Annotated in this window: 19 protein-coding genes, 1 other RNA gene and 1 other annotated feature; of the genes, 3 read left to right on the top strand and 17 right to left on the bottom strand. The window is 48.2% G+C overall.

The genetic code is table 11. The annotated features are described in order from the left end of the window. Positions 1–34 precede the first annotated feature (34 nt). The 6 genes from recD2 to ABU165_RS01690 form a co-directional block, all read right to left on the bottom strand. Positions 35–2,455: an SF1B family DNA helicase RecD2 gene (gene recD2, locus ABU165_RS01715; RefSeq protein WP_318059635.1), complete on the bottom strand. Its 2,421-nt coding sequence runs from the start codon at positions 2,453–2,455 to the stop codon at positions 35–37. Positions 2,456–2,498: 43 nt separating this feature from the next. Further along, a complete protein-coding gene (locus ABU165_RS01710; protein ID WP_094766993.1) occupies positions 2,499–3,149 on the bottom strand; it encodes a tetratricopeptide repeat protein in 651 nt (216 codons plus the stop codon). 195 nt (positions 3,150–3,344) lie between these two features. Next, the gene (gene mnmA / locus ABU165_RS01705; RefSeq protein ID WP_094766992.1) at positions 3,345–4,457 is read right to left on the bottom strand and encodes a tRNA 2-thiouridine(34) synthase MnmA; all 1,113 of its coding nucleotides are present in this window, start codon (positions 4,455–4,457) and stop codon (positions 3,345–3,347) included. Positions 4,458–4,547: 90 nt separating this feature from the next. Continuing rightward, positions 4,548–5,690 carry a cysteine desulfurase family protein gene (locus ABU165_RS01700; protein WP_306009017.1) on the bottom strand — a complete coding sequence of 381 codons (1,143 nt, stop codon included), beginning with the start codon at positions 5,688–5,690 and terminating at the stop codon, positions 4,548–4,550. Positions 5,691–5,784: 94 nt separating this feature from the next. Further along, positions 5,785–6,204 (bottom strand): cysteine metabolism transcriptional regulator CymR, encoded by a 420-nt coding sequence (gene cymR, locus ABU165_RS01695; RefSeq protein WP_009796213.1) that lies wholly within the window; start codon positions 6,202–6,204, stop codon positions 5,785–5,787. Further along, positions 6,201–6,893 (bottom strand): YczE/YyaS/YitT family protein, encoded by a 693-nt coding sequence (locus ABU165_RS01690; RefSeq protein WP_318059561.1) that lies wholly within the window; start codon positions 6,891–6,893, stop codon positions 6,201–6,203. Before ABU165_RS01690 ends, cymR begins: the two co-directional genes overlap by 4 nt. Positions 6,894–7,139: 246 nt before the next feature. Between ABU165_RS01690 and ABU165_RS01685 the strand changes: the two genes are divergently transcribed. Then, a complete protein-coding gene (locus ABU165_RS01685) occupies positions 7,140–8,411 on the top strand; it encodes a replication-associated recombination protein A (protein ID WP_318059562.1) in 1,272 nt (423 codons plus the stop codon). A 109-nt stretch (positions 8,412–8,520) separates the two neighbouring features. Next, the gene (locus ABU165_RS01680; protein WP_318059563.1) at positions 8,521–9,003 is read left to right on the top strand and encodes a Myb-like DNA-binding domain-containing protein; all 483 of its coding nucleotides are present in this window, start codon (positions 8,521–8,523) and stop codon (positions 9,001–9,003) included. Positions 9,004–9,590: 587 nt separating this feature from the next. Here the strand turns inward: ABU165_RS01680 and ABU165_RS01675 are convergent. From ABU165_RS01675 to ABU165_RS01655, 5 genes are all read right to left on the bottom strand, one after another. Beyond that, positions 9,591–10,355 (bottom strand): tRNA threonylcarbamoyladenosine dehydratase, encoded by a 765-nt coding sequence (locus tag ABU165_RS01675; RefSeq protein WP_318059564.1) that lies wholly within the window; start codon positions 10,353–10,355, stop codon positions 9,591–9,593. 208 nt (positions 10,356–10,563) lie between these two features. After that, positions 10,564–10,750: non-coding RNA, 6S RNA (gene ssrS / locus ABU165_RS01670), on the bottom strand. Between the two features lie 63 nt (positions 10,751–10,813). Beyond that, positions 10,814–12,589, bottom strand: coding sequence for an aspartate--tRNA ligase (gene aspS / locus ABU165_RS01665; protein ID WP_094766988.1), 1,776 nt, complete (start codon positions 12,587–12,589; stop codon positions 10,814–10,816). A 3-nt stretch (positions 12,590–12,592) separates the two neighbouring features. Further along, complete coding sequence (gene hisS / locus ABU165_RS01660) at positions 12,593–13,867, bottom strand: histidine--tRNA ligase (protein ID WP_318059565.1); 1,275 nt, start codon at positions 13,865–13,867, stop codon at positions 12,593–12,595. Positions 13,868–13,967: 100 nt separating this feature from the next. Then, positions 13,968–14,207 (bottom strand) — a binding site (T-box leader). Positions 14,208–14,325: 118 nt separating this feature from the next. Further along, the gene (locus tag ABU165_RS01655) at positions 14,326–14,502 is read right to left on the bottom strand and encodes a hypothetical protein (RefSeq protein WP_165352527.1); all 177 of its coding nucleotides are present in this window, start codon (positions 14,500–14,502) and stop codon (positions 14,326–14,328) included. 205 nt (positions 14,503–14,707) lie between these two features. On the opposite strand from ABU165_RS01655, the gene ABU165_RS01650 reads away from it, so the two are divergent. After that, complete coding sequence (locus ABU165_RS01650; protein ID WP_318059566.1) at positions 14,708–16,453, top strand: N-acetylmuramoyl-L-alanine amidase family protein; 1,746 nt, start codon at positions 14,708–14,710, stop codon at positions 16,451–16,453. 70 nt (positions 16,454–16,523) lie between these two features. Here the strand turns inward: ABU165_RS01650 and dtd are convergent, their stop codons facing one another. From dtd to ABU165_RS01620, 6 genes are all read right to left on the bottom strand, one after another. Continuing rightward, on the bottom strand, positions 16,524–16,964 hold the full coding sequence (gene dtd / locus ABU165_RS01645) for a D-aminoacyl-tRNA deacylase (RefSeq protein ID WP_009796203.1): 441 nt from the start codon (positions 16,962–16,964) through the stop codon (positions 16,524–16,526). Between the two features lie 12 nt (positions 16,965–16,976). Beyond that, on the bottom strand, positions 16,977–19,172 hold the full coding sequence (locus tag ABU165_RS01640; protein ID WP_009796202.1) for a RelA/SpoT family protein: 2,196 nt from the start codon (positions 19,170–19,172) through the stop codon (positions 16,977–16,979). A gap of 314 nt (positions 19,173–19,486) precedes the next feature. Beyond that, positions 19,487–19,999 (bottom strand): adenine phosphoribosyltransferase, encoded by a 513-nt coding sequence (locus tag ABU165_RS01635; protein WP_022544223.1) that lies wholly within the window; start codon positions 19,997–19,999, stop codon positions 19,487–19,489. Next, entirely contained in the window at positions 19,990–22,356 is a 2,367-nt protein-coding gene (gene recJ, locus ABU165_RS01630; RefSeq protein ID WP_318059567.1) for a single-stranded-DNA-specific exonuclease RecJ, read from the bottom strand. Before recJ ends, ABU165_RS01635 begins: the two co-directional genes overlap by 10 nt. Before the next feature lie 109 nt (positions 22,357–22,465). Then, positions 22,466–22,786: a LapA family protein gene (locus ABU165_RS01625; RefSeq protein WP_009796198.1), complete on the bottom strand. Its 321-nt coding sequence runs from the start codon at positions 22,784–22,786 to the stop codon at positions 22,466–22,468. A gap of 18 nt (positions 22,787–22,804) precedes the next feature. Further along, positions 22,805–23,665 carry a cation diffusion facilitator family transporter gene (locus tag ABU165_RS01620; protein ID WP_050767321.1) on the bottom strand — a complete coding sequence of 287 codons (861 nt, stop codon included), beginning with the start codon at positions 23,663–23,665 and terminating at the stop codon, positions 22,805–22,807. Between the last annotated feature and the right edge of the window lie 59 nt (positions 23,666–23,724).

Below are 23,724 nucleotides of genomic sequence, written 5' to 3'. Positions count from 1 at the left end.
TGATATTCTTCAGTCTGTTCAGGAATCTGCCTGATTATGCTTTCTCTTCCAAAAAGTCATAAGGAGTGATGGATCCCATGCCTATCATGGGATCTGCATTCATGAGCTTTACTTCGTATGGAACCTCTTCGGCTTCTTCGCCTGCTTCTTCCTGGCCTGTCTGCTCTGGAGCTTCCCCAAGAGCATCCTGAAGCCGTTTTGTCAGGGAAGTCAGCCTTGCCTGCTCATCCGCCCTCTGCACCCCGGATCTCAGCGCTGATTCTTCACCGCAAAGGATGAGAAACTGTCTGCTTCTCGTAATGGCTGTATAAATCAGGTTCCTTCTGAGCATGCGGTAATAGCTCCGGACGATCGGCATAATGACAATCGGAAACTCGCTTCCCTGTGATTTATGGACAGAGCAGCAGTAGGCAAGCGTGATCTGGCTGAGGTCCTGCCTTGTATAGGTTGCTTCGTTACCATCAAAAGAAACAACGATCATATCCTGCTTTTCGGTATTTTCCTTTGCATAGAAGACAGATACAATTTCGCCCATATCGCCGTTAAATACGTTATTTTCCGGCTGGTTGACCAGCTGAAGGACCTTATCGCCCACCCTGTATTTCACATCACCGAAAGATAGCTCCTTCCTGGTGCCATCAGGATTGGGGTTTAAAATTTCCTGAAGGATCTTATTCAGATTATCAATTCCTGCCGGCCCCCTGTACATGGGAGCGAGAACCTGAATATCCCTGGACCTGTAGCCTTTTTTCCTGGCATTCAGGACTACCTTTTCAACCACATCGGCAATCTGGGCAGGGCTGCACTTAAGGAATGATCTGTCGGCCTGCTGGACCGCGATATCATCAGGAAGACCGCCTTTTTTGATTTCGTGCGCCAGCTCAATGATGGATGAGCCTTCTGCCTGCCGGTAAATATCTGTCAGCCTGACAGTGGGCACTTTTTCTGAAAGAAGCAGATCCTTCAGCACCTGGCCGGGTCCGACTGAAGGCAGCTGGTCTTCATCTCCTACCAGGATGACCTGGATGTTTTCCGGCAAAGCCTTGAACAGCTTGTTCGCCAGCCAGATGTCTACCATGGAGGTTTCATCGACTATCAGGATTTTCCCTTCCAGCGGATTGTCTTCATGGTGGTCAAAGCCTTCCGTTCCATTCCAGCCGAGCAGCCTGTGGATCGTTACAGCAGGAAGGCCGGTCGATTCGGACATCCGCTTGGCGGCCCTTCCTGTCGGGGCGGCCAGGAGGAACGGGAAAGGCTCTTCCTTTTTATAATCCTTCGGATCCAGTGAGCAGCCATGCAGCTCAGCGTACAGTTCGACTATACCTTTGATGACTGTTGTCTTTCCCGTTCCCGGTCCCCCCGTCAGGATAAGCATGGGACTCATCAGAGCGGTCTGGATTGCTTCTTTTTGCGAAGGGGCGTACTGCACACCTATCCTTTCCTCAAGGCTGCCAAGGGCAAGCAGGAACTCCGACTCAGGGAATTGTTCATCATACTCGGTCTGCTGCAGCAGCCGCTTGATGCTCGTTACAAGCCCCTTTTCAGCAAAATAAAGTGAGGGCAGATAAATCTGCTTATCTTCTGCCATGATCTTGCCTTCTTCTTCGAGCTTGATAACTTCCTGGGAGATGGAGCTGTATTCTATCTGATCTCTTTTATTTTCTTCAAGAAGCGACCTGGCTTTTTCCAGGAGGGTGCGGGCATGCACATAAACATTTCCGTTCTGCATGCTTTCTGTTTCCAGGATATACAGGCATGCCGCCTTGATGCGGTCAGGATGGCTTCCTGAAATGCCAAGCTGGTAGCCAAGCTCATCCGCCCTGCCGAAGCCGATGCCTTCAATATCCTCAACCAGCTTGTATGGATTGGTCTGCAGAAGCTGGACCGTCTCATCCTTGTACATCTGATAAATCTTCATGCTCAGCTGGGGGCCGAAGCCATACTGATTCAGTGCAATCATTGCCTGTTCCAGACCCTGATGCTCCATAAGTGTGTCGTAAAGGAGCTTTGCTTTTTCAGAAGGAAGTTTCGGGATCTCGTCCAGGAGGGAGGGCTGGTTGAGGATTCTGGAAATCGCATTCTCCCCAAGTTTATCTACGATAGATTCTGCCGTCTTTTTCCCGATGCCTTTAAAAAGCTCGCCGGAAAGATAGCCTACTACGCCCTGCTTGGTCTGGGGGATATCCTTTCGGAAATGATTCGCCAGGAATTGAAGGCCGAATTTCGGGTGCTCCTTGAATTCCCCATAGAAAATATACGATTCATGGTCATGCACCTTCGGGAAATAGCCTGTGATGACAGCTTCCTTGTCGTCATATTCATGATTCGTCTCTTCCACCCGGATCCGGAGCACTGTATATAGATTTGATTCATTATGAAAAATAGTCACAAGATGCTTCCCTTTGATGAATTTGCCCTGTTCGGCAAAAAGATCCAGAGAATCCTGCTTCTCCATCATTATTCCCCCTTCCTAAAAGCAGGCTGATTTTTTCGTTTTGTCAGCTTTTTTCAATCAATTTCTTGCCATATCCAGCAAGCATGTGATCCGGCTGGATTTCCAGTGCTTTATCGAACATTGCAAGCGCCTTTTCAGCTTCTTCCTTGAATCCATATGCTACACCAAGATTGTAGTAGCCATCGGCATGATCAGGGTCAATTTCCACACAGCGGCTGAACTGGACGATTGCTTCGTCAATCAATTCCTGCTGGGCAAGGCAGAGTCCGTACTGGAAATGGGCTTCAGCATCCTCCCCATTCAGTTCAGTGCTTCGCTGCAGGTAAGGCAGAGCCAGCCTGGCCTGATCCAGCTGCATCAGTGTGAGTCCGAGCATGAAATAATTATCGGCTGATTCGAGCCCCTTTCTCATTGCCTGTTCAAACATATTTTTGGCCAAATCCAGCTGGTCTGCTTCGAAATAAAGATTGCCTGCACTGTAATAGGCAGCAGCGGCATTTTCATCAATTTCAATGGCCTTTTGATAAAATTTAAGGGCTTGTTCGTTTTCCCCAGCCGCGGCAAGAACATTGCCCAAATTTATATATGAAACAGGGTCAGTGCCATTTTCACTGATGGCCTCCATGAAGACCTTGGCAGCTTCCTCCCATTTCCCTTCTCTCATAAGCTCAATTCCATGCTGGTTTTTATCCATATAAACCACTCTCCATCTATGTAATGCAAGGAAGCACGCGCAGATGCGTCCCACCCTGTTTCCTTAAAAAGCAATATTGCACCATAAGGGCGTCTGCAGAAATTATATCATAAAGACGCGGCCGATTTCTGCTTGGCGTAAGCCGATACTTCATTCCAGAAAAAAGCCCCGATTCCTGCTGGACCGGGGCATTGCTCAGCCGACATATGTCAGCATTTGTTCATTGTTGAATACGCGGTCGATTGTTCCGCCTCCAAGGCAGACTTCGCCATCATAAAACACGACAGCCTGGCCAGGTGTAACAGCTCTGATAGGCGAATGGAAGGTTACCTTTGCCTGTCCATTCTCAAGCAGTGTGACTGTTACTGAATTATCCGGCTGGCGGTATCTGAATTTTGCTGTGCACTCGAAAGTTTCGCCTGGCGCTTTTGAAACCCAGCTGACCTTGTCAGCAATGATGGAATCAGAATAGAGCTTTTCATTGTCGAAGCCCTGGCCAACGTATAAAACATTGCGCTTCAGGTCCTTCCCGATGACAAACCAGGGATCGCCTGCACCGCCGATGCCAAGTCCATGGCGCTGGCCGATTGTATAGTACATCAAGCCGTCATGTCTCCCTACCGTTTCGCCTTCCATTGTTTCCATGCTGCCGGGCTGTGCAGGCAGATAGTTGCCAAGGAACTCTTTGAAATTGCGTTCGCCAATAAAGCAGATTCCTGTACTGTCCTTTTTCGCAGCTGTGGCAAGACCGGCCTTCTTGGCAATTTCCCTTACCTCGGATTTCTCTATGCTGCCGATCGGGAACATGACCTTGGAAAGCTGCTCTTCAGTGAGCTGGTTCAAGAAGTAAGTCTGGTCTTTATTTTCATCAAGTCCGCGCAGCATCTTCACGCCATTTTCCCCATGCTCCACTCTCGCATAATGCCCTGTCGCGAGGTAATCTGCGCCAAGGCTCATCGCGTGCTCAAGAAACGCTTTGAATTTAATTTCCTTATTGCACATCACATCAGGATTTGGCGTGCGGCCTGCTTTATATTCATCAAGAAAATACGTAAATACTTTATCCCAATACTGTTTTTCAAAATTAACAGCATAATAAGGGATGCCAATCTGGTTGCAGACCCTGATGACATCTTCATAGTCTTCTGTTGCGGTACAGACGCCGTTCTCGTCTGTATCGTCCCAGTTTTTCATAAAAATGCCGATAACATCATAGCCCTGCTCTTTAAGAAGCAGTGCGGCCACAGATGAATCGACACCTCCTGACATTCCGACGACCACCCGGGTATCTTTAGGGGATTTTGCCATCTTCCTCACCTCTCTTGTGTTTCGGCTTTTATCGTAAAGGGCAGAAATGTTTCCTTCTCCCCTTTGGCTGCTGCCAATATGACAGAGAGCTTATTTCCTAAGCCTCTGGATGATTTTTGCCGTTTCTTCCCCGGCTTTTGCAATCTGCTCCACGGAATTTGTAAATCCGAAGCTGAAGCGGATCGAATTGGCCAGCCGTCCGGAATTCTTTCCAAACATGGCTACAAGGACATGCGACGGATCGATCGATCCTGCTGTGCAGGCAGAGCCGCTTGATGCGGCTATCCCTGCCAGATCGAGATTGACGAGCATGCTTTCGACGTTAGTTCCGGGAAAGCTTAAGTTTAAAACATGGGGGAGCGTGTTATCAAGTAATCCGTTCGGGAAGAATTCCACACCGGCTTCCTCAAGCTTTGACATGAAGACCCGCTTGAATTCACGGTATTTCCGGACGCTTTCATCCCTGTTTTCGGAGGCAATGCTGACAGCTTCCTGAAAACCGGCTATAGAAGCAACATTTTCCGTGCCTGCACGGCGCTTCCTTTCCTGTTCCCCGCCATACATCCTCGGGGAAAACAGCTTTGCAGCCTTGTTTTTATACAGGAAGCCGATCCCTTTTGGCCCATTGATTTTGTGGGCCGATACTGAAAGGAAATCCACATTCAGTTCATTCACATCCAGTTTTTCCAGCCCGTATGCCTGGACAGCATCAGTATGGAAATAGGCAGGATGATCCTTCAGGAGTGCACCAATTTCCCTGATCGGCTGGATGGTCCCGACCTCGTTATTGCCGTACATGATTGTCACGAGAATCGTGTCATCCCTCAGCGCTTTCCGGACATCTTCCACTTTTATAATCCCGGTTTCATCTACAGGGAGAAAAGTGACTTCAAAGCCCTGCTGTTCAAGCTGCCTGCAGGTATGGAGAACCGCATGGTGTTCAATCTCAGTTGTTATGATATGCCCTCCGTCCGGGCGGCCTGCAGCAGTTCCAAGGATCGCCAGGTTATCAGCCTCTGTGCCCCCGCTCGTAAAGATGATATCAGTTGCATGCGCACCGATGCTCCTGGCAAGGGATTCCCTTGCTTCATCGACAATATTCCGTGCACTTCTTCCATAAAAGTGGATACTCGACGGGTTCCCGAAATCTGACTGCATTACTTCAAGCATCCGCTCAATGACGCGCGGATGCATGGGAGAGGTTGCAGCATGATCAATATAAATTCTATCCAATCCATTCACCTTCTAATTGAATTCCTTTTATACAGCTATGCCCAGCTGTGTGTTTTTTAAAATCCAGCCCGCTCGCAAAAAGCCGGTGCCGGGACTAAATATAAAACATATAAGCATCAGATTCGCCGCTGTCTGTATGGTTTGCCAGATCCTCCAGCGTCGTGCTGTCCAGCACTTCCTTGACAGCATCCCGGATCCTCATCCAAAGCTCTCTTTTCGCAGGCTCTTCGTCTTCAATGCCTTCGACTGGGCTGATCGGCCCTTCAAGCACCCTGATGATATCGCCTGAAGTGATATCGGCAGGCTCATGGCCAAGCACATATCCGCCATAGGCACCGCGAATGCTTCTGACAAGTCCGGCGTTGCGGAGCGGAGCAATCAGCTGCTCGAGATAGTGCTCGGAAAGATCATTTGTCTGGGCGATAGATTTCAAGGAGATCGGCCCTTCTCCATGTTTTTTAGCCAATTCAATCATAATAGTCAAGCCATAGCGGCCTTTAGTGGAAATCTTCATGAACTTGCACCTCGATCTTGTTCTTTAAATGAAGGAGCACTTATGCCTCCCTTTTTGCTGCGCAGCTTTTCAAGCCATTTATCTGTCAATGTCTGGCATTGCGGCAGGGCAAGCCCCACCAGCGGCCCGATGACAAGCGTATAAAGAATTGTCGCCCAGAAAATCGGTCCGCCGAGCAGCCAGCCTGCAGCCAGGACCAGCAGCTCCATAGCACCGCGGACATCGCGGATCTTCCGGCCTGTCTTGGCTGCCAGGGCAATCATCAAACTGTCACGGGGCCCTGCCCCGAATTGGGCGGAGATATAAAGCCCCATTCCATAAGCATTAATAATGATGCCAGCGACAAGCATAATTATTTTTCCACCCAGACTGCCTGGAGTCTGCATGAAAGGCAGCATCATGTAAAAATCAATGAACACTCCGATTAAAAGCATATTCAGAAATGCCCCGACTTGGGGGATCTCCCCTGAAAGCAAGGCAGCGGCCGTCAGAATGACGAGCCCTACAATGATTGACCAGCTTCCGATCGTCAGGCCTGCCTGATAAAAAAGGCCGACATGGAGGACATCCCAGGGTGTTGCCCCAAGCTCGGCCTTTATAAGGAGCACGATGCCAAGGGCCATAATGAGAAGGCCTGAAAAAAACACTGCAAAACGGGGCCCTGTCTGCCCCTTTCTTTTTCTTATCATTGGTTTCTTCTGCTCCCTGTGCCAGAATGGCTTTTATATTAAATTTTACCAAAATGCTTAGTAATTATATAGACTTTTGACATTATAGCATATTTTCGTGTCTTTATGCAGAAGGCGCCCGCCCTTCTGCTGCCGGCAGGAGCCTTCCTTTTTCCTTTAGAAACCCATTTGCGGTACACTAATGATAAGAATCGGATCGGGAAACCGCTCATCCGCTATCAACTACATTGGCTGGAGAGATGCATAATGAATACCAAGCCGCTTGCCTTCCGCATGAGGCCTAAATCAATTGAAGATATCATCGGCCAGGAACATCTGGTCGGCGAAGGGAAAATCATATACAGAATGGTGAAGGCAAGGCAGCTTTCTTCCATGATCCTTTACGGGCCGCCGGGGATCGGAAAGACTTCGATAGCCAGCGCCATTGCCGGCAGCACACAATTTGCCTTCCGGACATTGAATGCTGTTACAAATAATAAGAAGGATATGGAAGTTGTGGCTGCTGAAGCCAAGATGTCCGGAAAAGTCATACTCCTCCTTGATGAGGTTCACCGCCTGGATAAGGCCAAGCAGGATTTTCTCCTTCCTTACCTGGAGAATGGGATGATCGTGCTGATCGGCGCCACAACAAGCAATCCCTACCATGCAATCAATCCCGCAATACGGAGCCGCTGCCAAATCTTTGAGCTTAAGCCGCTTTCTGAAGAGGATATAAAGAAAAGCCTGCTCAGAGCCCTGCAGGACAAAGAAAACGGCTTTGGGAATGAAAAAGTTGAAATAGATGAGGATGCACTGTCCCATTTGGCTTCTTCCTCCAACGGGGATGTGCGCAGCTCCCTTAATGCCCTTGAGCTGGCAGTCCTCTCAACAGAAAAAGATGAAAATGGAGTGATCAGCATTTCTCTCGGTACTGCCGAAGAATGCCTGCAGCGAAAAAGCTTTGTCCATGATAAGGACGGTGATGCACACTATGATGTACTGTCTGGATTCCAGAAAAGCATCCGCGGCAGCGATGTAAACGCCGCCCTTCATTATCTGGGAAGACTGATAGAAGCCGGAGATCTTGTGAGCATCAGCAGGAGACTGCTTGTCATTGTGTACGAAGATATCGGGCTTGCAAGCCCGCAGGCTGGTGCCCGCACCCTCGCAGCCATTGAAACCGCTGAAAGAATCGGGTTTCCGGAGGCGCGCATCCCGCTGGCAAATGCAGTGATTGAATTATGCTTATCTCCCAAATCAAACTCAGCTTATTCTGCCCTTGATGCAGCAATCGCCGATATCCGGGCCGGCAAAAGCGGCGAAGTGCCCCAGCACCTGAAGGACGCCCATTACAAAGGCGCCAAGGAGCTTGGCAGAGGGATTGATTATAAATATCCCCATGATTTTCCCGGAGGCTGGGTGAAGCAGCAGTACCTGCCTGATAAAATAAAGAACAAAATCTATTATGAGCCTAAAACAACCGGTAAATTCGAACAGGCCCTCGCAGCTATATATGAAAAACTTAACAAAAGCAGATGAAGAATCTCAACTTACAAAGGGGCTGTCCACACACAGGGACAGCCCCTTTTGTTGAATAAGATCATTTGTGCAGGTGACGATAAGAAATAAAGGAAAAGGAGGGCGGAGCATGACAGCCAAAAATAAAAAATGGACTGCCGAAGAGGACCGGCTCCTCATGGAAGCAATCGAAGAAGGAACAAACCAGGGACGTACGAAACAGGCCTGCTATGAAGATGCCGCCCAAAAGCTTGCAAGAACGGCTACTGCCTGCAGGGCAAGGTATAACAGTCTGCTGAAATATCAGGACGCTCTTTCTGTGAAGCAGGATGATCGTGAAGATCCTGCTCCTGGAGATATCCTGGACCTCAGCAATGGATTAGCATTCCTTCAAAAGCTGCAGTCCTTAATTCCGCTCGTAAATGAACAAAAAGCACTGCAGGAGGAGTCGGCCAAACTCGCAGAAAGAAACAAGCTCCTGGAAAAGGAATTAGAAGACAAACATTCAAAACTTCAGGAATACCTTCAGAAATATGAGGAAATGTTCGGGATACTGAAAGAAGCGGGGATCATGGCCGAGGAAGCTGGAATTGGGGTTAAAGTGGTTCATTAAAATATTGTCTAATTTATAGTAACCAATTGGAATAGATTGCAGATCTTTTCATTACCGAATAAAGTTATCAAACCCTGTTGATTGGAGTGCAAGGCACGAAGACTACTGCGGGAAATAGCGGAAGAGTTGAGACCCCGCAGGAGCTTGCTCCGAGGAGGCTCAACTCCGCCCCACGGAAAGCGAAATGCCTGGAACGCAAATCAACAGCCCCCCTCTAAAAAGGAGAATTTATTCTCATATGCTCTCTCAACATTATACTTCATTTGCTAATGCCTCCAACCGAAGAACCAAAAGACTGAGATCATGCCTTATTTGTAAGCACTAAAAGATTTTAATTCAGGATCTTAGCACTGCCGAATAAAGTTAAAAACCCTGTTGATTGGAGTGCAAGGCACGTAGACTCCTGCGGGAAATAGCGGAAGAGTTGAGACCCCACAGGAGCTTGCTCCGAGGAGGCTCAACTCCGCCCCGCGGAAAGCGAAGTGCCTGGAACGCAAATCAACAGCCCCCTTCAAAGTGGAAAATTTCGTCTTGAACCCATATAAAAGAGCACCACATTAACTGCAGTGCTCTTCAAAAATGCTTCCTTATTTATCATTAACCCTAACAATCTTAATATCCTTCAGCAGATCCCTCACCACATAGCTTGCCATGACCAGTCCGGCTACAGAAGGAACAAATGCGTTCGAAGAAGGAGGCATTTTCGCTTTGCGGATTTTGGCATCGTCCTTGCCTACTTCCTTCCTTACCTCCTCACGGATCACAATCGGGCTTTCATCTGAAAACACAACCGGAATCCCCTTGCGGATTCCTTCTTTGCGCAGACGGGTGCGGATCACCTTGGCAATCGGATCGGTATGCGTCTTAAAAATATCAGCAATCTGGAACCTGGTCGGATCCATTTTATTGGCTGCGCCCATGCTCGAAATCATCGGGATGTCCCTCTTCAGGCACTCCTTGATCAGGTGAATTTTATAAGAAATCGTATCACTGGCATCTACTACATAATCCAGCCCGTAAGCAAAAATCTCCTCATAAGTTTCTTCTGTATAAAACATTTTTAAAGCAATCACTTCACAGTCAGGATTGATGTCGTTGATGCGTTCCTTCATTAAATCTGCCTTCGGTTTCCCGACAGTCGAAACCAAAGCAATGATCTGGCGGTTGACATTGGTAATATCAACATCATCCTTATCAATTAAAATGAGCTTCCCGACTCCTGAACGCGCCAATGCTTCTGCAGCAAATGAGCCCACTCCTCCAATTCCAAGGACTGCCACTGTACTGTTTTTCATTGTTTCAAGGCCTTCCTGGCCAATCGCAAGTTCGTTTCGTGAAAATTGGTGAAGCATATATCTCAACTCCATTATCATTTTTTGAATAAATATGCCTGTATCAGGGGCATTTTTGCTCATACGGCCCCTTTATCTCTTATGTATCTATTACCCGATAATGAATATATCATACTTCATTATAAAAACAAGTATTTCTATGGGAATTAAGGGCAGTGAACAATAAAAAAACCACGCCTGTAAGCATGGTTTAGCATTCGTATGTAAGAAGAGTCCCAATTGTGCCGTCGCCTTGGATGCCTTCGTTTTGAACCCGCACTCAGCAGGTGGGTGCCCTATTCCCGCTTTTGTAAGTCCCCTAGCCAGAGGCGTTTACGCCGCAAGGAAATCCGGGCTCCCGAAGGAATAATGTTAGGTCAAAATGTCAGGTGAAACAACGAACACATTAGGACTCTTCTGTTATTGATAGTATAGTATCATATCCCGCCTGCCAGTATCAAGGAATAAGGGATAGGTAATTACTCACTTTTTTTCAGGTTAAGCTGCAGGTGAAGGTCGTTCAGCTGTGCCTCGCTTACTTCGCCGGGTGCATTGGTCAGGAGACAGCTTGCACTTGCCGTTTTCGGGAAAGCGATCGTATCCCTCAGGTTCGAGCTTCCGGCCAGCAGCATCACAAGGCGGTCAAGGCCAAGCGCAATGCCGCCGTGCGGAGGAGTACCGTATTCAAACGCTTCGAGCAGGAATCCGAATTGCTCCCTTGCCTCCTCCTTGCTGAAGCCAAGAACAGAGAACATTTTTTCCTGGATCTCGCGTTCAAAGATACGCAGTGAGCCTCCGCCGAGCTCATATCCATTCAGCACAAGGTCATAAGCCTGGGCCTTTACCTTTGAAGGATCAGTATCAAGGTATTCCAGGTCTTCACGGTTTGGCATTGTAAATGGATGGTGGGCAGCATAGTAGCGGCCTTCTTCTTCATCAAATTCAAGCAGCGGCCATTCTGTCACCCAAAGGAAATTGAAGAGGGACTGGTCGATAAGTCCAAGCTCTTTGCCAAGCTTCAGGCGCAGGGCCCCAAGGGCGTCAGCGACGACGCTTTTCTTATCGGCCACAAACAGGAGCAGGTCTCCTGTCTCGACTCCCAGCAGTTCTTTAATAGCTGCCTGCTCTTCCTCTGCAACAAATTTTGCAATCGGCCCTTTTAAGCCTTCTTCTTCTGCTTTCAGCCAAGCCAGACCCTTAGCACCATATCTTGAAGCAAATTCTGTCAGCGCATCAATGTCCTTGCGGCTGTATTTGGAGGCAGCGTCTTTCACATTGATTGCTTTGACTTCCCCGCCGGAAGAAATCGCACCTGCAAATACTTTGAAGCCTGAATTGCTCAGTGTTTCAGAGAGGTTGACAAGCTCCATTGCAAAACGGGTGTCCGGCTTATCAGAGCCGTAGCGGTCCATCGCTTCCTGATAGGTCATGCGCTGGATGGGCAGTGTGATATCAATGCCCTTAACCTCTTTCATCACCTTCGTCATCATCTGCTCTGTCATAGAAATGATGTCTTCCTGGCTCATAAAGCTTGTTTCAATATCGATTTGCGTGAATTCCGGCTGTCGGTCTGCACGAAGATCCTCATCACGGAAACAGCGGGCAATCTGATAGTATCTTTCAATTCCGCCCACCATTAAAAGCTGCTTAAAGATTTGAGGCGACTGCGGCAAAGCATAAAACTCGCCAGGATGGACCCGGCTTGGAACGAGATAATCGCGGGCGCCTTCAGGTGTACTCTTCGTCAGGATAGGCGTTTCAATATCAAGGAAGCCCTCGCTGTCCAGGTAATCCCGGATTGACTTTGTCACCTGGTGGCGCATCTTGAAGGTTTCGAACATAACGGGGCGCCTGAAGTCAAGATAGCGGTATTTCAGTCGCACATCTTCCGATACATCTGTCTGGTCAGCGATCACGAACGGCGGTGTCTTCGCTTCATTGATGATTGTTACTGCTTCTGCACTGACTTCAATCTTGCCTGTAGGCAGGTTTTCGTTAATTGTGCCAGGTTCCCTTGCAACAATCTTTCCTTCCACACTCAGTACATATTCATTCCTGATTTTTTCAGCTGCAGCGAGAGCCTCAGGGGAAGTTTCAGGATTGAACACTACCTGTACCAGTCCTGTGCGGTCCCTTAAATCAATGAAAATCAATCCGCCCAAATCACGGCGTTTCTGAACCCAGCCTTTAAGTGTAACTTTTTCACCTATGCTTTTTTCTGTTACTTCTCCGCAGAAATATGTTCTCCCAAACATACATTAACCCCCTATAAGCTCTTTTAATTGGTCTATGAATGAATCCAGGCTGACTTCGGTCTGATCACCGGTTTCCATGGACTTCACATTGATCTTGCCTGCTTTCAATTCATCTTCCCCAAGGACGGCTACATATTTTGCGTTCATGCGGTCAGCTGCCTTGAATTGTGTTTTGATCTTTCTGTCCAGATAATCTCTTTCTGCGGAAATACCTGCCATGCGCAGCTTATGCAGGAGGCCGACAGAATAATCCTTCGCCTCTTCCCCAAGAGCCACGAGATAGCAGTCGATTCCTCCATTAACAGGAAGCTTGATACCTTCTGCCTCCAAAGCTGACAGAAAACGTTCAATGCTGAATGCAAAGCCGATGCCCGGTGCTTCCGGTCCGCCGATTTCCTCAGTCAGGCCATTATAGCGCCCCCCGCCGCAAAGAGTCGTGATTGCCCCGAAGCCTTCAGCATCACTCATAATTTCGAAGGCAGTATGGTTATAATAATCCAGGCCGCGCACGAGATTTGGATCGACCGTAAAGTCGATGGATACATCCGCCAGGTACTGCTGCACTTTCTCAAAGTACTTCTTTGAATCTTCATTGAGAAAATCGAGAATGGAAGGGGCAGTCTGCATCAATTCGTGCTCTCTGTCCTTTTTGCAGTCCAGAATCCTCATCGGATTTTTTTCCAGCCTGTTTTGGCAGTCAGAACAGAACTCTCCGATCCTCGGCTTGAAATGGGCAATCAGCGCCTCGCGGTGGCTGTTCCTGCTTTCTTTATCGCCCAGGCTGTTGATGACCAGCTTGAGCTTCTTCAGTCCCAGTTCTTTGTAGATGCTCATAGCCAGGGCAATCACTTCTGCGTCAATGGCTGGATCCGAGCTCCCCAGCGCCTCTACCCCGAATTGTACAAATTGCCTGAAGCGGCCTGCCTGAGGGCGTTCATAACGGAACATCGGGCCTGTGTAATAAAGCTTTACAGGCTGATTGGCATAGCCATGCATCTTATTTTCGACAAATGACCGTACAGTCGGTGCAGTGCCTTCAGGCCTCAGTGTCAGGCTGCGCCCGCCGCGGTCCTCGAAGGTATACATTTCTTTTTGGACGATGTCCGTTGTATCTCCGACCCCTCTCAGGAAGAGTTCGGTATGCTCGAAAATTGGCGTCCGGATTTCCTGGTACTGAAACCTGCTGCACAGCTCTCTCGCTTTTCCTTCAATATACTGCCACTTTTCCGATTCTCCAGGAAGGATATCCTGGGTACCCCTCGGTATATTCATTGCCATTTCCTGTTTCCTCCTAGCATTCCTATGTATACTAACAGGGCATACCGGGGACATGCTGCGCTTTTTAAATGCAAAAAACTCCCGTCCCTTGTATTCCCATACAAGGGACGGGAGTTAGATCCCGTGGTGCCACCCTAATTGAAGGCATAACCATCATGCACTTCCACTTTTACAGTTAACGCCTGTCAACGTTCAGCCCCTACTAAAACGGTCCGCTTTTTCAGGGAGAATCCTACGGAGTGTTCATTCATCAAGCTGCCATGCAGAAATGCTTTCAGCCCAGGGCATTTCCTCTCTTTTCACACATTTCTCAACTACTGTTCTCCATCATCAGTGTTCAATATGAATAGTGATTTTATTTATCTAATCATAAAGACCATTTCAGCCATTGTCAAGGGGTAAAAGAGACGGTGACAGTATTTCCGGATGGCTCTTTCCCCTGTGCGGCTGCACCTGCTCTAGGAACGCTCAAGCTTCCTCTTCAGCTTCCTGACATCCCCGATGCTGAGGCCGAATTCCGAAGCAAGTTCGTACATGCCGGAACCCTGCTCCTTCTGGATGAAATCGTGAAAGTCCACTCCAAACAGCTGATTTCCGTTCTCATGGGCATGCATGCCCTTTTCTCCAAATCTCATCAGACCACCCTACCCGAAAAGTTTTTTATTCTTTCAGTATGTCTTGAAAGCCTCTTAAACATTCCCTTGGCAGCCAATTAAATTGCCTTTTCAGCTAATGGCTAAAATTGGACAGCAAAATTCCGATATTAACAGCAGGGGTTTTATGTTCTAAAATAGAACTTATATTTATACACTCCATGATTTTGCAAAAGGAGGGGACTTTTTGTTAAAAAGCAGCAACATATTACTATTTCTATGCTTCATCCTTTTAGCAGGGGGAGTATGGAGGCCATCCGAAAGCACTGCCGCATCCGGCGGAACAGCACTGATCGCAGACAGCGGAGTGAATATCCGCGGCGGCCCGGGGCTCAGCTATTCGATTGTCAAACAGGCAGCCAAAGGGGACCGGTATCCGATCCTGAAGGAAAGCGGGGACTGGCTGCAGCTCAACCTTGGCGGCGGATCAACAGGATGGGTTGCGGGCTGGCTGGCAGTGAAGGAAGCTGGAAAGAAAGAATCCGCCTCTGTATCTTCAGGCGGGACTGTCACAGCTGATGGATTGCGGGTCAGGTCAAATCCCGGTACAGATGCCTCGGTCATAGCTGTCCTGAATAAAGGGCAAAAGGCCGGCATTATTGAAAAAGAGGGAAATTGGGTCAGGATTACCGGCTCATTCGGAAATGGCTGGGTCTCCGCAGATTTTATCACAGAGGGAAGCAGCAAAGCCGAAGCAGCTTCTGCTGCTGAAGGAACAGTCACAGGTGATTCATTGAACGTCAGGAGCGCTCCCGGAACACAGGGCACGGTCCTCGGGAAGCTTCAAAGCGGTGGCAGGGTCAGCATTGTATCCGATAACGGGAGCTGGACAGAAATTATCTTCCGCGGCAATCATGCATGGGTGAGCAGCGAGTTCATTTCTTCTTCCAAAAGCTTAAGCCAGAACCCAAGTGCCGGCAGCAGCGCGAAGCCATCAGGAAGACTGACGGGAACAGTTACTGCCCAGACCTTAAATCTCAGGGATACAAGCTCCTTGAATGGGAAAGTTCTCGGATCGGTTTCAAAAGGCGAAACCTATTCAATTATTGAAGAAAAGAACAATTGGGCAAAAATTGAGTACAAGCCCGGTTCATATGGCTGGATAGCAGCATGGTATCTCGATAAGTCAGAGGTTTCCCCTGCAAACGGCAGCAAACCGGCAAAAGGCAGCACCATCACCATACTACATAACGGAACAAATATCAGGAAAGATGCCAGCACAGGAAGCTCTGTGCTGCAATTGGCCAACGCAGGGGAATCGTTCGAGGTGCTGGGCCGTGAGAAAGACTGGTACAAAATCAGCTTGGACGGGAAGGCAGGCTATGTAGCCGGATGGATCGTTTCCTTGAGCGGAAGCTCGCCCCAGATCGAAAAGCCGGGCGCAGAGCTTCACCTGCAGGGGAAAACCATCGTCCTTGATCCCGGCCACGGCGGCCGCGACAATGGCACAACCGGAGCGCGGGGAACCCAGGAGAAAACTGTTACCATTAAAACAGCCCAGCTTCTGTACAGCAAGCTGAAAGCTGCGGGCGCCAATGTAATCTTAACAAGATCCACTGACACCTATATCCCGCTCAGCTCGAGGGTCGGCTCCGCATCATACCATAATGCCGATGCTTTCATCAGCCTGCATTATGACAGCATAAATGACAAAAGTGTCCGCGGCATGACGGTTTACTATTATCATGGATTCCAAAAGCCTCTCGCCGAGAGCGTCCACAGCTCCCTGGCCGCCCAGACGAAGCTGAAGGACCGCGGTGTGCGGGCCGGCGATTATTTTGTCATCAGAGAAAATAATAAAAATGCCATTCTCCTTGAATTAGGCTATCTGAGCAACCCGGCAGAAGAAATGCTCGTTACCTCCCCGCAGTATCAGGAGGCAGCTGCAGCCGGCATTTATCAGGGCCTTGCCCGGTATTTTAAAAGATATTAATGCGATAGAGAGATCCTTCAAATTGAAGGTCTCTCTATTTTTTCAAAAAAAAAACAGCCTTCTCAGACTGTCATTTGCTTTCTATTATCAGTGTGACCGGTCCGTCATTCACCAGGCTGACGTCCATCATGCTGCCAAACTGCCCTGTTTCTGTTTTAATGCCCTTCTCCCGGAGAAGCCCATTGAACGCCTCATAGATTTGAAGGGCATGGTCAGGCCTGGCCGCTTCCATGAAGTTTGGCCTTCTTCCTTTACGGCAGTCGCCGTATAGAGTGAACTGGGACACAGAAAGAATTTCTCCCCCTACATCCAGCAAAGATCTGTTCATCTTGCCCTCTTCATCTTCAAATACGCGGAGGTTGGCAATTTTATCAGCCAGATATTCAGCATCTTTCACCCCATCCTCATGGGTGACGCCCACTAGCAAAACAAATCCGCGGGAAATGCTGCCTACAGCCTTTCCTTCTACAGTCACACTCGCTTCTTTGCTTCGCTGAACAACTACTCGCATTTTGTATACCCCTTAGTTCATGATACGTCTGACAGAATAGATGTCAGGAATCTGCTTGATGCGGTCCACAACTTTCTGCAGATGGCTTACATTTGTGATGCTGATCGACATATTGATGGTAGCCATTTTATTGCGGTCCGATTTGCCAGACACTGCAGATATATTTGTTTTGGTTTCATTGACGGCCTGCAGCACTTCGTTCAGGAGGCCGCGGCGGTCATAGCCGTTGATTTCAATCTCGACATTATATTCTTTTTTATCATTGAGGCCTGTTTCCCATTCAACCGGGATGAGCCTTGCTTTGGCATCGGCAGTATCAATATTGGTACAGTCTGAACGGTGGACAGACACCCCCCTGCCTTTAGTGATAAAGCCGACAATTTCATCTCCCGGCACTGGATTGCAACAGCGGGAAAGTCGGATCAGGAGATTATCAATCCCTGAAACCCTTACGCCTGATTCCCTTTTCTTGACAGAAGGGAAGGATTTCAATTCCGAAACGGCATTGGAGATATCGGTAACCTGCTCCATATCACGCTTTTTCCGCCATTTTTCGGTCAGACGGTTTGCGACCTGCAGAGCCGTGACGCCATTATAGCCGACGGCGGCATACATATCCTCTTCACTGGCAAAATTGAATTTTTCAGACACTCTCCGGACATTCTCGGCAGTCAGGATTTCTTTGATGTCAAAATCCATATTGCGGATTTCTTTTTCAACCATCTCTTTGCCTTTTTCGAAGTTTTCGTCCTTCTGCTGCTTTTTGAAAAATTGGCGGATTTTATTTTTTGCCTGAGTCGTCTGGGCAAGCTTCAGCCAATCCTTGCTCGGCCCATAGGAATGTTTGGACGTGAGAATCTCAAGGATATCACCGGTCTTCAATTTATAATCCAGAGTGACCATTTTTCCGTTAACCTTTGCACCAATTGTTTTATTGCCGATCTCGGAGTGGATCCGATAGGCAAAATCAATCGGGACAGATCCTGAAGGCAGCTCGATGACATCTCCCTTTGGCGTAAATACAAACACCATATCAGAAAAAAGGTCAATTTTCAGCGATTCCATGAATTCTTCTGCATTCACGCTATCATCCTGAAACTCGAGGATTTCCCTGAACCATGTCAGCTTTTCTTCGAAAGAAGAGCCTTCATTGACAGTTTTGCCTTCTTTATATGCCCAGTGGGCCGCAATCCCGAACTCTGCGATTTGATGCATTTCGGTTGTGCGGATCTGCACCTCTAGCGGGTCGCCCTTTGGGCCGATGACCGTTGTATGCAGAGACTGGTACATATTCGCCTTCGGCATGGCGATATAATCCTTGAACCGCCCAGGCATAGGCTTCCAGCATGTATGGATGATGCCCAGGACAGCATAGCAGTCTTTAATGCTGTTGACCACAATGCGGACCGCAAGCAGATCATAGATTTCATTGAACTGCTTATTCTGAAGCGCCATTTTCCTGTAGATGCTGTATATATGCTTCGGCCGGCCGGAAAGATCGGCTCTGATGGACACTTCATCCATCTTGCCTTTCATTTCGCCGATGACTTCCTCCAGATAGAGCTCGCGCTCGGCACGCTTTTTCTTCATCAAGTTGACAATCCGGTAATACTGCTGCGGATTGAGATAGCGGAGCGCTGTATCCTCAAGCTCCCACTTGATTTTGGAGATACCTAGGCGGTGGGCAAGCGGCGCAAAGATTTCAAGCGTCTCATTCGATATCCTGCGCTGCTTTTCAGCAGGAAGATGCTTAAGCGTCCTCATATTATGGAGCCTGTCTGCAAGCTTAATCAGGATGACCCTAATATCCTGGGCCATGGCAACAAACATTTTCCGATGGTTTTCGGCCTGCTGCTCTTCCTGTGATTTGTATTTGATTTTCCCCAGTTTTGTCACGCCATCGACTAGCATCGCAACTTCCGGATTGAATGCCTCTGAGATATCAGCCAATGTGACTTCCGTATCCTCTACAACATCATGAAGAAAACCGGCAGCAACTGTCGATGGATCCATTTCAAGATCGGCCAGGATCCCTGCCACCTGGATTGGATGGATGATGTATGGCTCCCCGGATTTCCTATATTGTTCACGATGGGCATGTTTCGCAAATTCATAGGCCTTCCGTACGACTCCGGCATGCTCCTCATTTAAATATTCTTTTGTCCTCTCGATGACTTGATCGGCGGTCAAAACCTGGTCGTTCGCCATAGAATCACCTTTATCTATATAAAGTTTAATAAGAATCCAAGCTTGCCCGGATTCTCCCTAAAATCTCCGTTTACAACCATTCAATTAATGATAGAACTTAAAAAAGAATGATTGTTACTATTATCGAAAAAAAAACCGTGGATGTAAAGGGATTGGAAGTTATTTTTATATGGAATTGAAGATATTTGTCGAAAAAGCTCTTTTTTTGCCGGATTCTTCTTATGTTTTATTGTAAACTTTGCAGAAAAGGAAAAGCGGCGCACTATTTTGATAGTGCCCCGCTTTTTTTAAACAATTTTTTCAAAGACTATGCCTCAGTAGTTCATTAATGTAAGGATGTCATATCCGTCAAGCTTGCTACGGCCGTCAAGGTAGGTTAATTCGATCAGGAAAGCAATCCCGGCGACAACGCCTCCAAGCTCTTCGACAAGCTTGATTGTTGCGTCAATAGTGCCTCCTGTTGCCAGCAGGTCATCTGTGATCAGGACGCGCTGTCCTGGTTTGATGGCATCTTTATGGATCGTCAGTACATCTTTTCCATATTCCAGGCCATAATTGACTTTGACCGTCTCGCGCGGAAGCTTCCCTTCTTTCCTGACAGGTGCAAAGCCTACGCCAAGTGAATACGCAACAGGGCAGCCGATGATAAAGCCGCGTGCTTCCGGCCCGACTACAAGGTCAATTTGCTTTTCTTTCGCATATTCAACGATCTGGTCAGTCGCATATTTATAAGCATCGCCATTATCCATAAGCGTTGTGATATCTTTGAATCTAATCCCGGGCTTCGGCCAGTCTTCCACTATTGTTATATATTGTTTCAAATCCATTCTTCCATTGCCTCCTCAGTATGAACCGCCCCTTGAAGGACTGCATCGAACCAGCTTTTCAGTTCCTGGTATGAAGAATACAGCAAATCGTTTTCAAGGGTGTATTGTGCATGCTTCCTTTGATATGTCGGGGATTCTGTCAAGTCCCGCTTGTTTGCCTCTTTATTAAGGGCCATGAGCCCATTTTCCATTTTAGCAAAGTCCAGCTCAAAAAACACCTTTGACATAAAATCAATTGTTTCCCTGCTCCATCCTTTATGCTTGGCAAGCTGGTCCCCGAATTTTCTTATGTCGAATTGGCCTCTTTTGGCCAGGAATGAATAAAACCACTTAAAATGGTCCCTGTTTGGGATCGTGCTGAAATACTCGCTTTCTTCCTTATAGAAGTGGGCATAGATCCTGGCAGGGGCTTTACCCTGAAGGAGCTTTTCCAGCATCTGTTTTGAAGGAGGCAGATCTGCAAGAACTATATGCTCTTCTTCAATCACCAGAGCTTCCGCTTCCGTTTCAGAGCTTATGAAGAAAGTTGCATCTTCCGGCAATGAAGGAATCTTTTCCCGGCTTTGGCCGTCAAAGCATATCCACTTGGTACTTGATTCAGGAAGGAGTTCCTTTAGCTGTTCAAATCTCTTGATTCCTCTCAGATCAAAAAGCTGCCATTCGGCGACAGATAAATCGTGCAGAAAAATTTGCGGTTTTCTTATATTATTCCATTCATTTATAGATAATTCACCAATTACGGATATCCGGGAATCTGCCGAGATATGATGGAACAGCTCCCCAAGGCCGAATCCGATTCCGTCCAATGCGGATGAACCCTCGCCAAGTGCCATTTTAAGATGATTCTGGCCGGAGCCTATCTTGCGCATGCTGGCAATGGGGGCATCCTTGATCAGGACGCGCGGTTTAGGATTGTCCATTCCAAAGGGGGAAAGAAGCTGCATTTGTTCTATCGCAGGCAGGCTGACATCTTCGAGGCTTACCTCGGCATCGAGGCTTGCGACCGGTATGAAATCCTCGTCACTGAGCTGCTCTTTCGCGAGGCCGTTGAGCCTTTCCCGCAGCTCCCCCACGTCTCCAAGCCCAAGCGTCATCCCAGCAGCCATCGGATGGCCCCCAAAATGGGGCAGGATGTCCCTGCAGGCTGACAGATTTTTATACAAATCAAATCCGGCTATGCTTCTGGCAGACCCTTTTGCCGTCCCCTTTTCTTTATCAAAGCTGAGGACGATGGCCGGCCTGTAGAATTTATCGACAAGCCTTGACGCTACAATGCCGATCACACCGGCATTCCAGCCTTCCTTCCCGATAACGAGAACAGCATTTTCCCCTGCCGGGTACTTTTCCTCGACTTCTTTGATTGCCTCTTCGGCAATCTGGCTGACAATGGACTGCCTCTCTTTGTTCATGCTGTCAATTTCTTCAGCAATCATAGCTGCTTCTTCCCGGTCATCTGTCAGCAGCAGATGGACGGCCGGATCTGCGCTGTCCAGCCTGCCGGCAGCATTCAGCCTTGGAGCAAGCATGAACCCTATGGTTTCTTCATCTACTGCAGCCTGCTCCACATTTGCCAGCTTGAACAGCGCGAGCAGGCCGGCCCTTTTAGTCACCTTCAGCTTCTTGATCCCTCTCTGGACAAGGAGCCTGTTCTCTCCTTTCAGAGATACCAGGTCGGCCACGGTTCCTATAGCAGCAATTTCCAGAAGCTCCTCGGGGATATTTCCCAATAGGGCGTGAGCTACCTTAAAGGCCACGCCCACTCCGGCAAGCTCGCGGAAAGGATAAAGGCTTCCCTCAAGCTTGGGATGGATGATAGCCAGGGCCTCCGGGAGAACCGGACCGGGTTCATGGTGGTCCGTAATGATCAGGTCCATGCCCAGCTCTTTGGCAATTGACGCCTCATGGACTGCTGATATGCCGGTATCCACCGTAATGAGCAGCTTGGTGCCAATTTCGGCCGCATGCCTGAATGCTCCCTCATTCGGGCCGTATCCCTCCGTAAACCGGTTAGGTATGTAGAAATCTACATTGGCACCCAGGCTGCGGAGCGTTATCATCATAACAGAGGTGCTTGTGACTCCGTCTGCATCATAATCCCCATATATTAAAATCGGTTCATTTTCGTTTATCGCTTTATTTATTCGTGAGACTGCAGCATCCATCCCGGCCAGGAGAAAAGGGTCGTGGAACTCCCCATTATTTCCGTACAGGAAATCCTGTGCCGATTCAGGAGTATCGAGCCCCCGATTCACTAATAATGATGCCACAATTGGACTGATTTTCAATTCGCTGATCAGTGTGTCAGCTTTATCTTTATCCGATTGACGAACAATCCATCTTGTTTTTGACTTTAACATACGTTCACCCCTCAGCTTTTCTATTATACAAGAGGGCGTACCGGGATTCAATGAATTCCTGGGGTGTACAATCAGCAGAAAATAAAGGAAGCAGCAAGGCTGCTTCCTTCTAATGAATATCCCTTTTTAAATAATCTTCGTCACTGTCTGCTGCAGCTTCGGCGCTTTCCTTATCGGCGCCAGCTTTAAGAGCGGCGTTCTCTTTCTCAAGGGATCTGACCTTCCGCTGAAGGGCAAATACCCTGAATACACCTACTAGCCCGACGATGAGGCCGCCCATCAGCACTGAACCGAGGATGACCAGTATAAGCGGCCATTCACTTTCCCCAAAAACATAGTTGACTGTAACAGGATCCACATTAATAACAGCAAATACCGCGACAATAAGTGCAAAAAGAATCCCGAATATCAAGGCCCACTGAACTTTCACTCCACATCTCTCCCATCTTTAATCTGGATTGCCGGGATTGTAAGGGTTGATATGCACAAAGACATTATGCACATTTTTCTCCTGCATCAGCTTCTCTTTTACTTCCTTTCCTACCCGGTGCCCCTCTTCGACTGTCATATGGGGGTCTACGGCAATCTTCAGGTCTATGATGACATAATGGCCATGCTCCCTTGCATGAAGCTGGTTGATCTCTTTCACTGCCGGAACAGACAGAACTGCTTTCCGCAGCTCTTCCGTATCCTCATCATGAAGCACATGGTCCAAAGTATTATGAATCGATTCTTTGCCGAGTGACCATGCCATTTTTATGACAAGCAGCGAGACCAGCAGCCCTGCAACAGGATCTCCGTATTCCAGCCATCCGATCCCGGCTTTTCCCCCGATGACAGCTGCCCCGATCCCCGCCAGGGCGGCAATGGAGGAATAAACATCAGAACGATGCTCATATGCATTGATGATTAATGCATCGCTATTAAGCTTTTTTCCCAATTTATACTTATAACGAAACATTGCCTCTTTTACAACAATGGAAATAAGGACCGCAGCAATAGCAATAGCCTTGGGCGGCTCGATTGGATGGAAAAAAGCCTCAAAGGAAGATTTGCCGATTTCAAACCCCACAAGCATCAGCAGGACAGCAACGATGATGGCTGCAATCGATTCAGCTTTTCCATGTCCATAAGGATGGTCTTCATCGGGCGGCTGCTTGGCAGCCCTGAGCCCAATATAAACGGCAAATGACCCCGCAATGTCTGAAGCAGAATGGACCGCATCCGCGATCAGTGCACGGCTGTTGGCATAAACCCCCACTCCATACTTGAGGATTGCCAGCACAATATTTCCCACAATCCCGATCATAGCCGCAAATTCAGCCTGTTTAAAACGATCTTTGTTAGTATCCAAGTCTCAACTTCCTT

This window comes from Cytobacillus sp. T106, from assembly GCF_040492155.1.
GTDB lineage: Bacteria > Bacillota > Bacilli > Bacillales > Cytobacillaceae > Bacillus_AB > Bacillus_AB infantis.
This window is presented reverse-complemented; position numbering and strand designations above follow the sequence as displayed.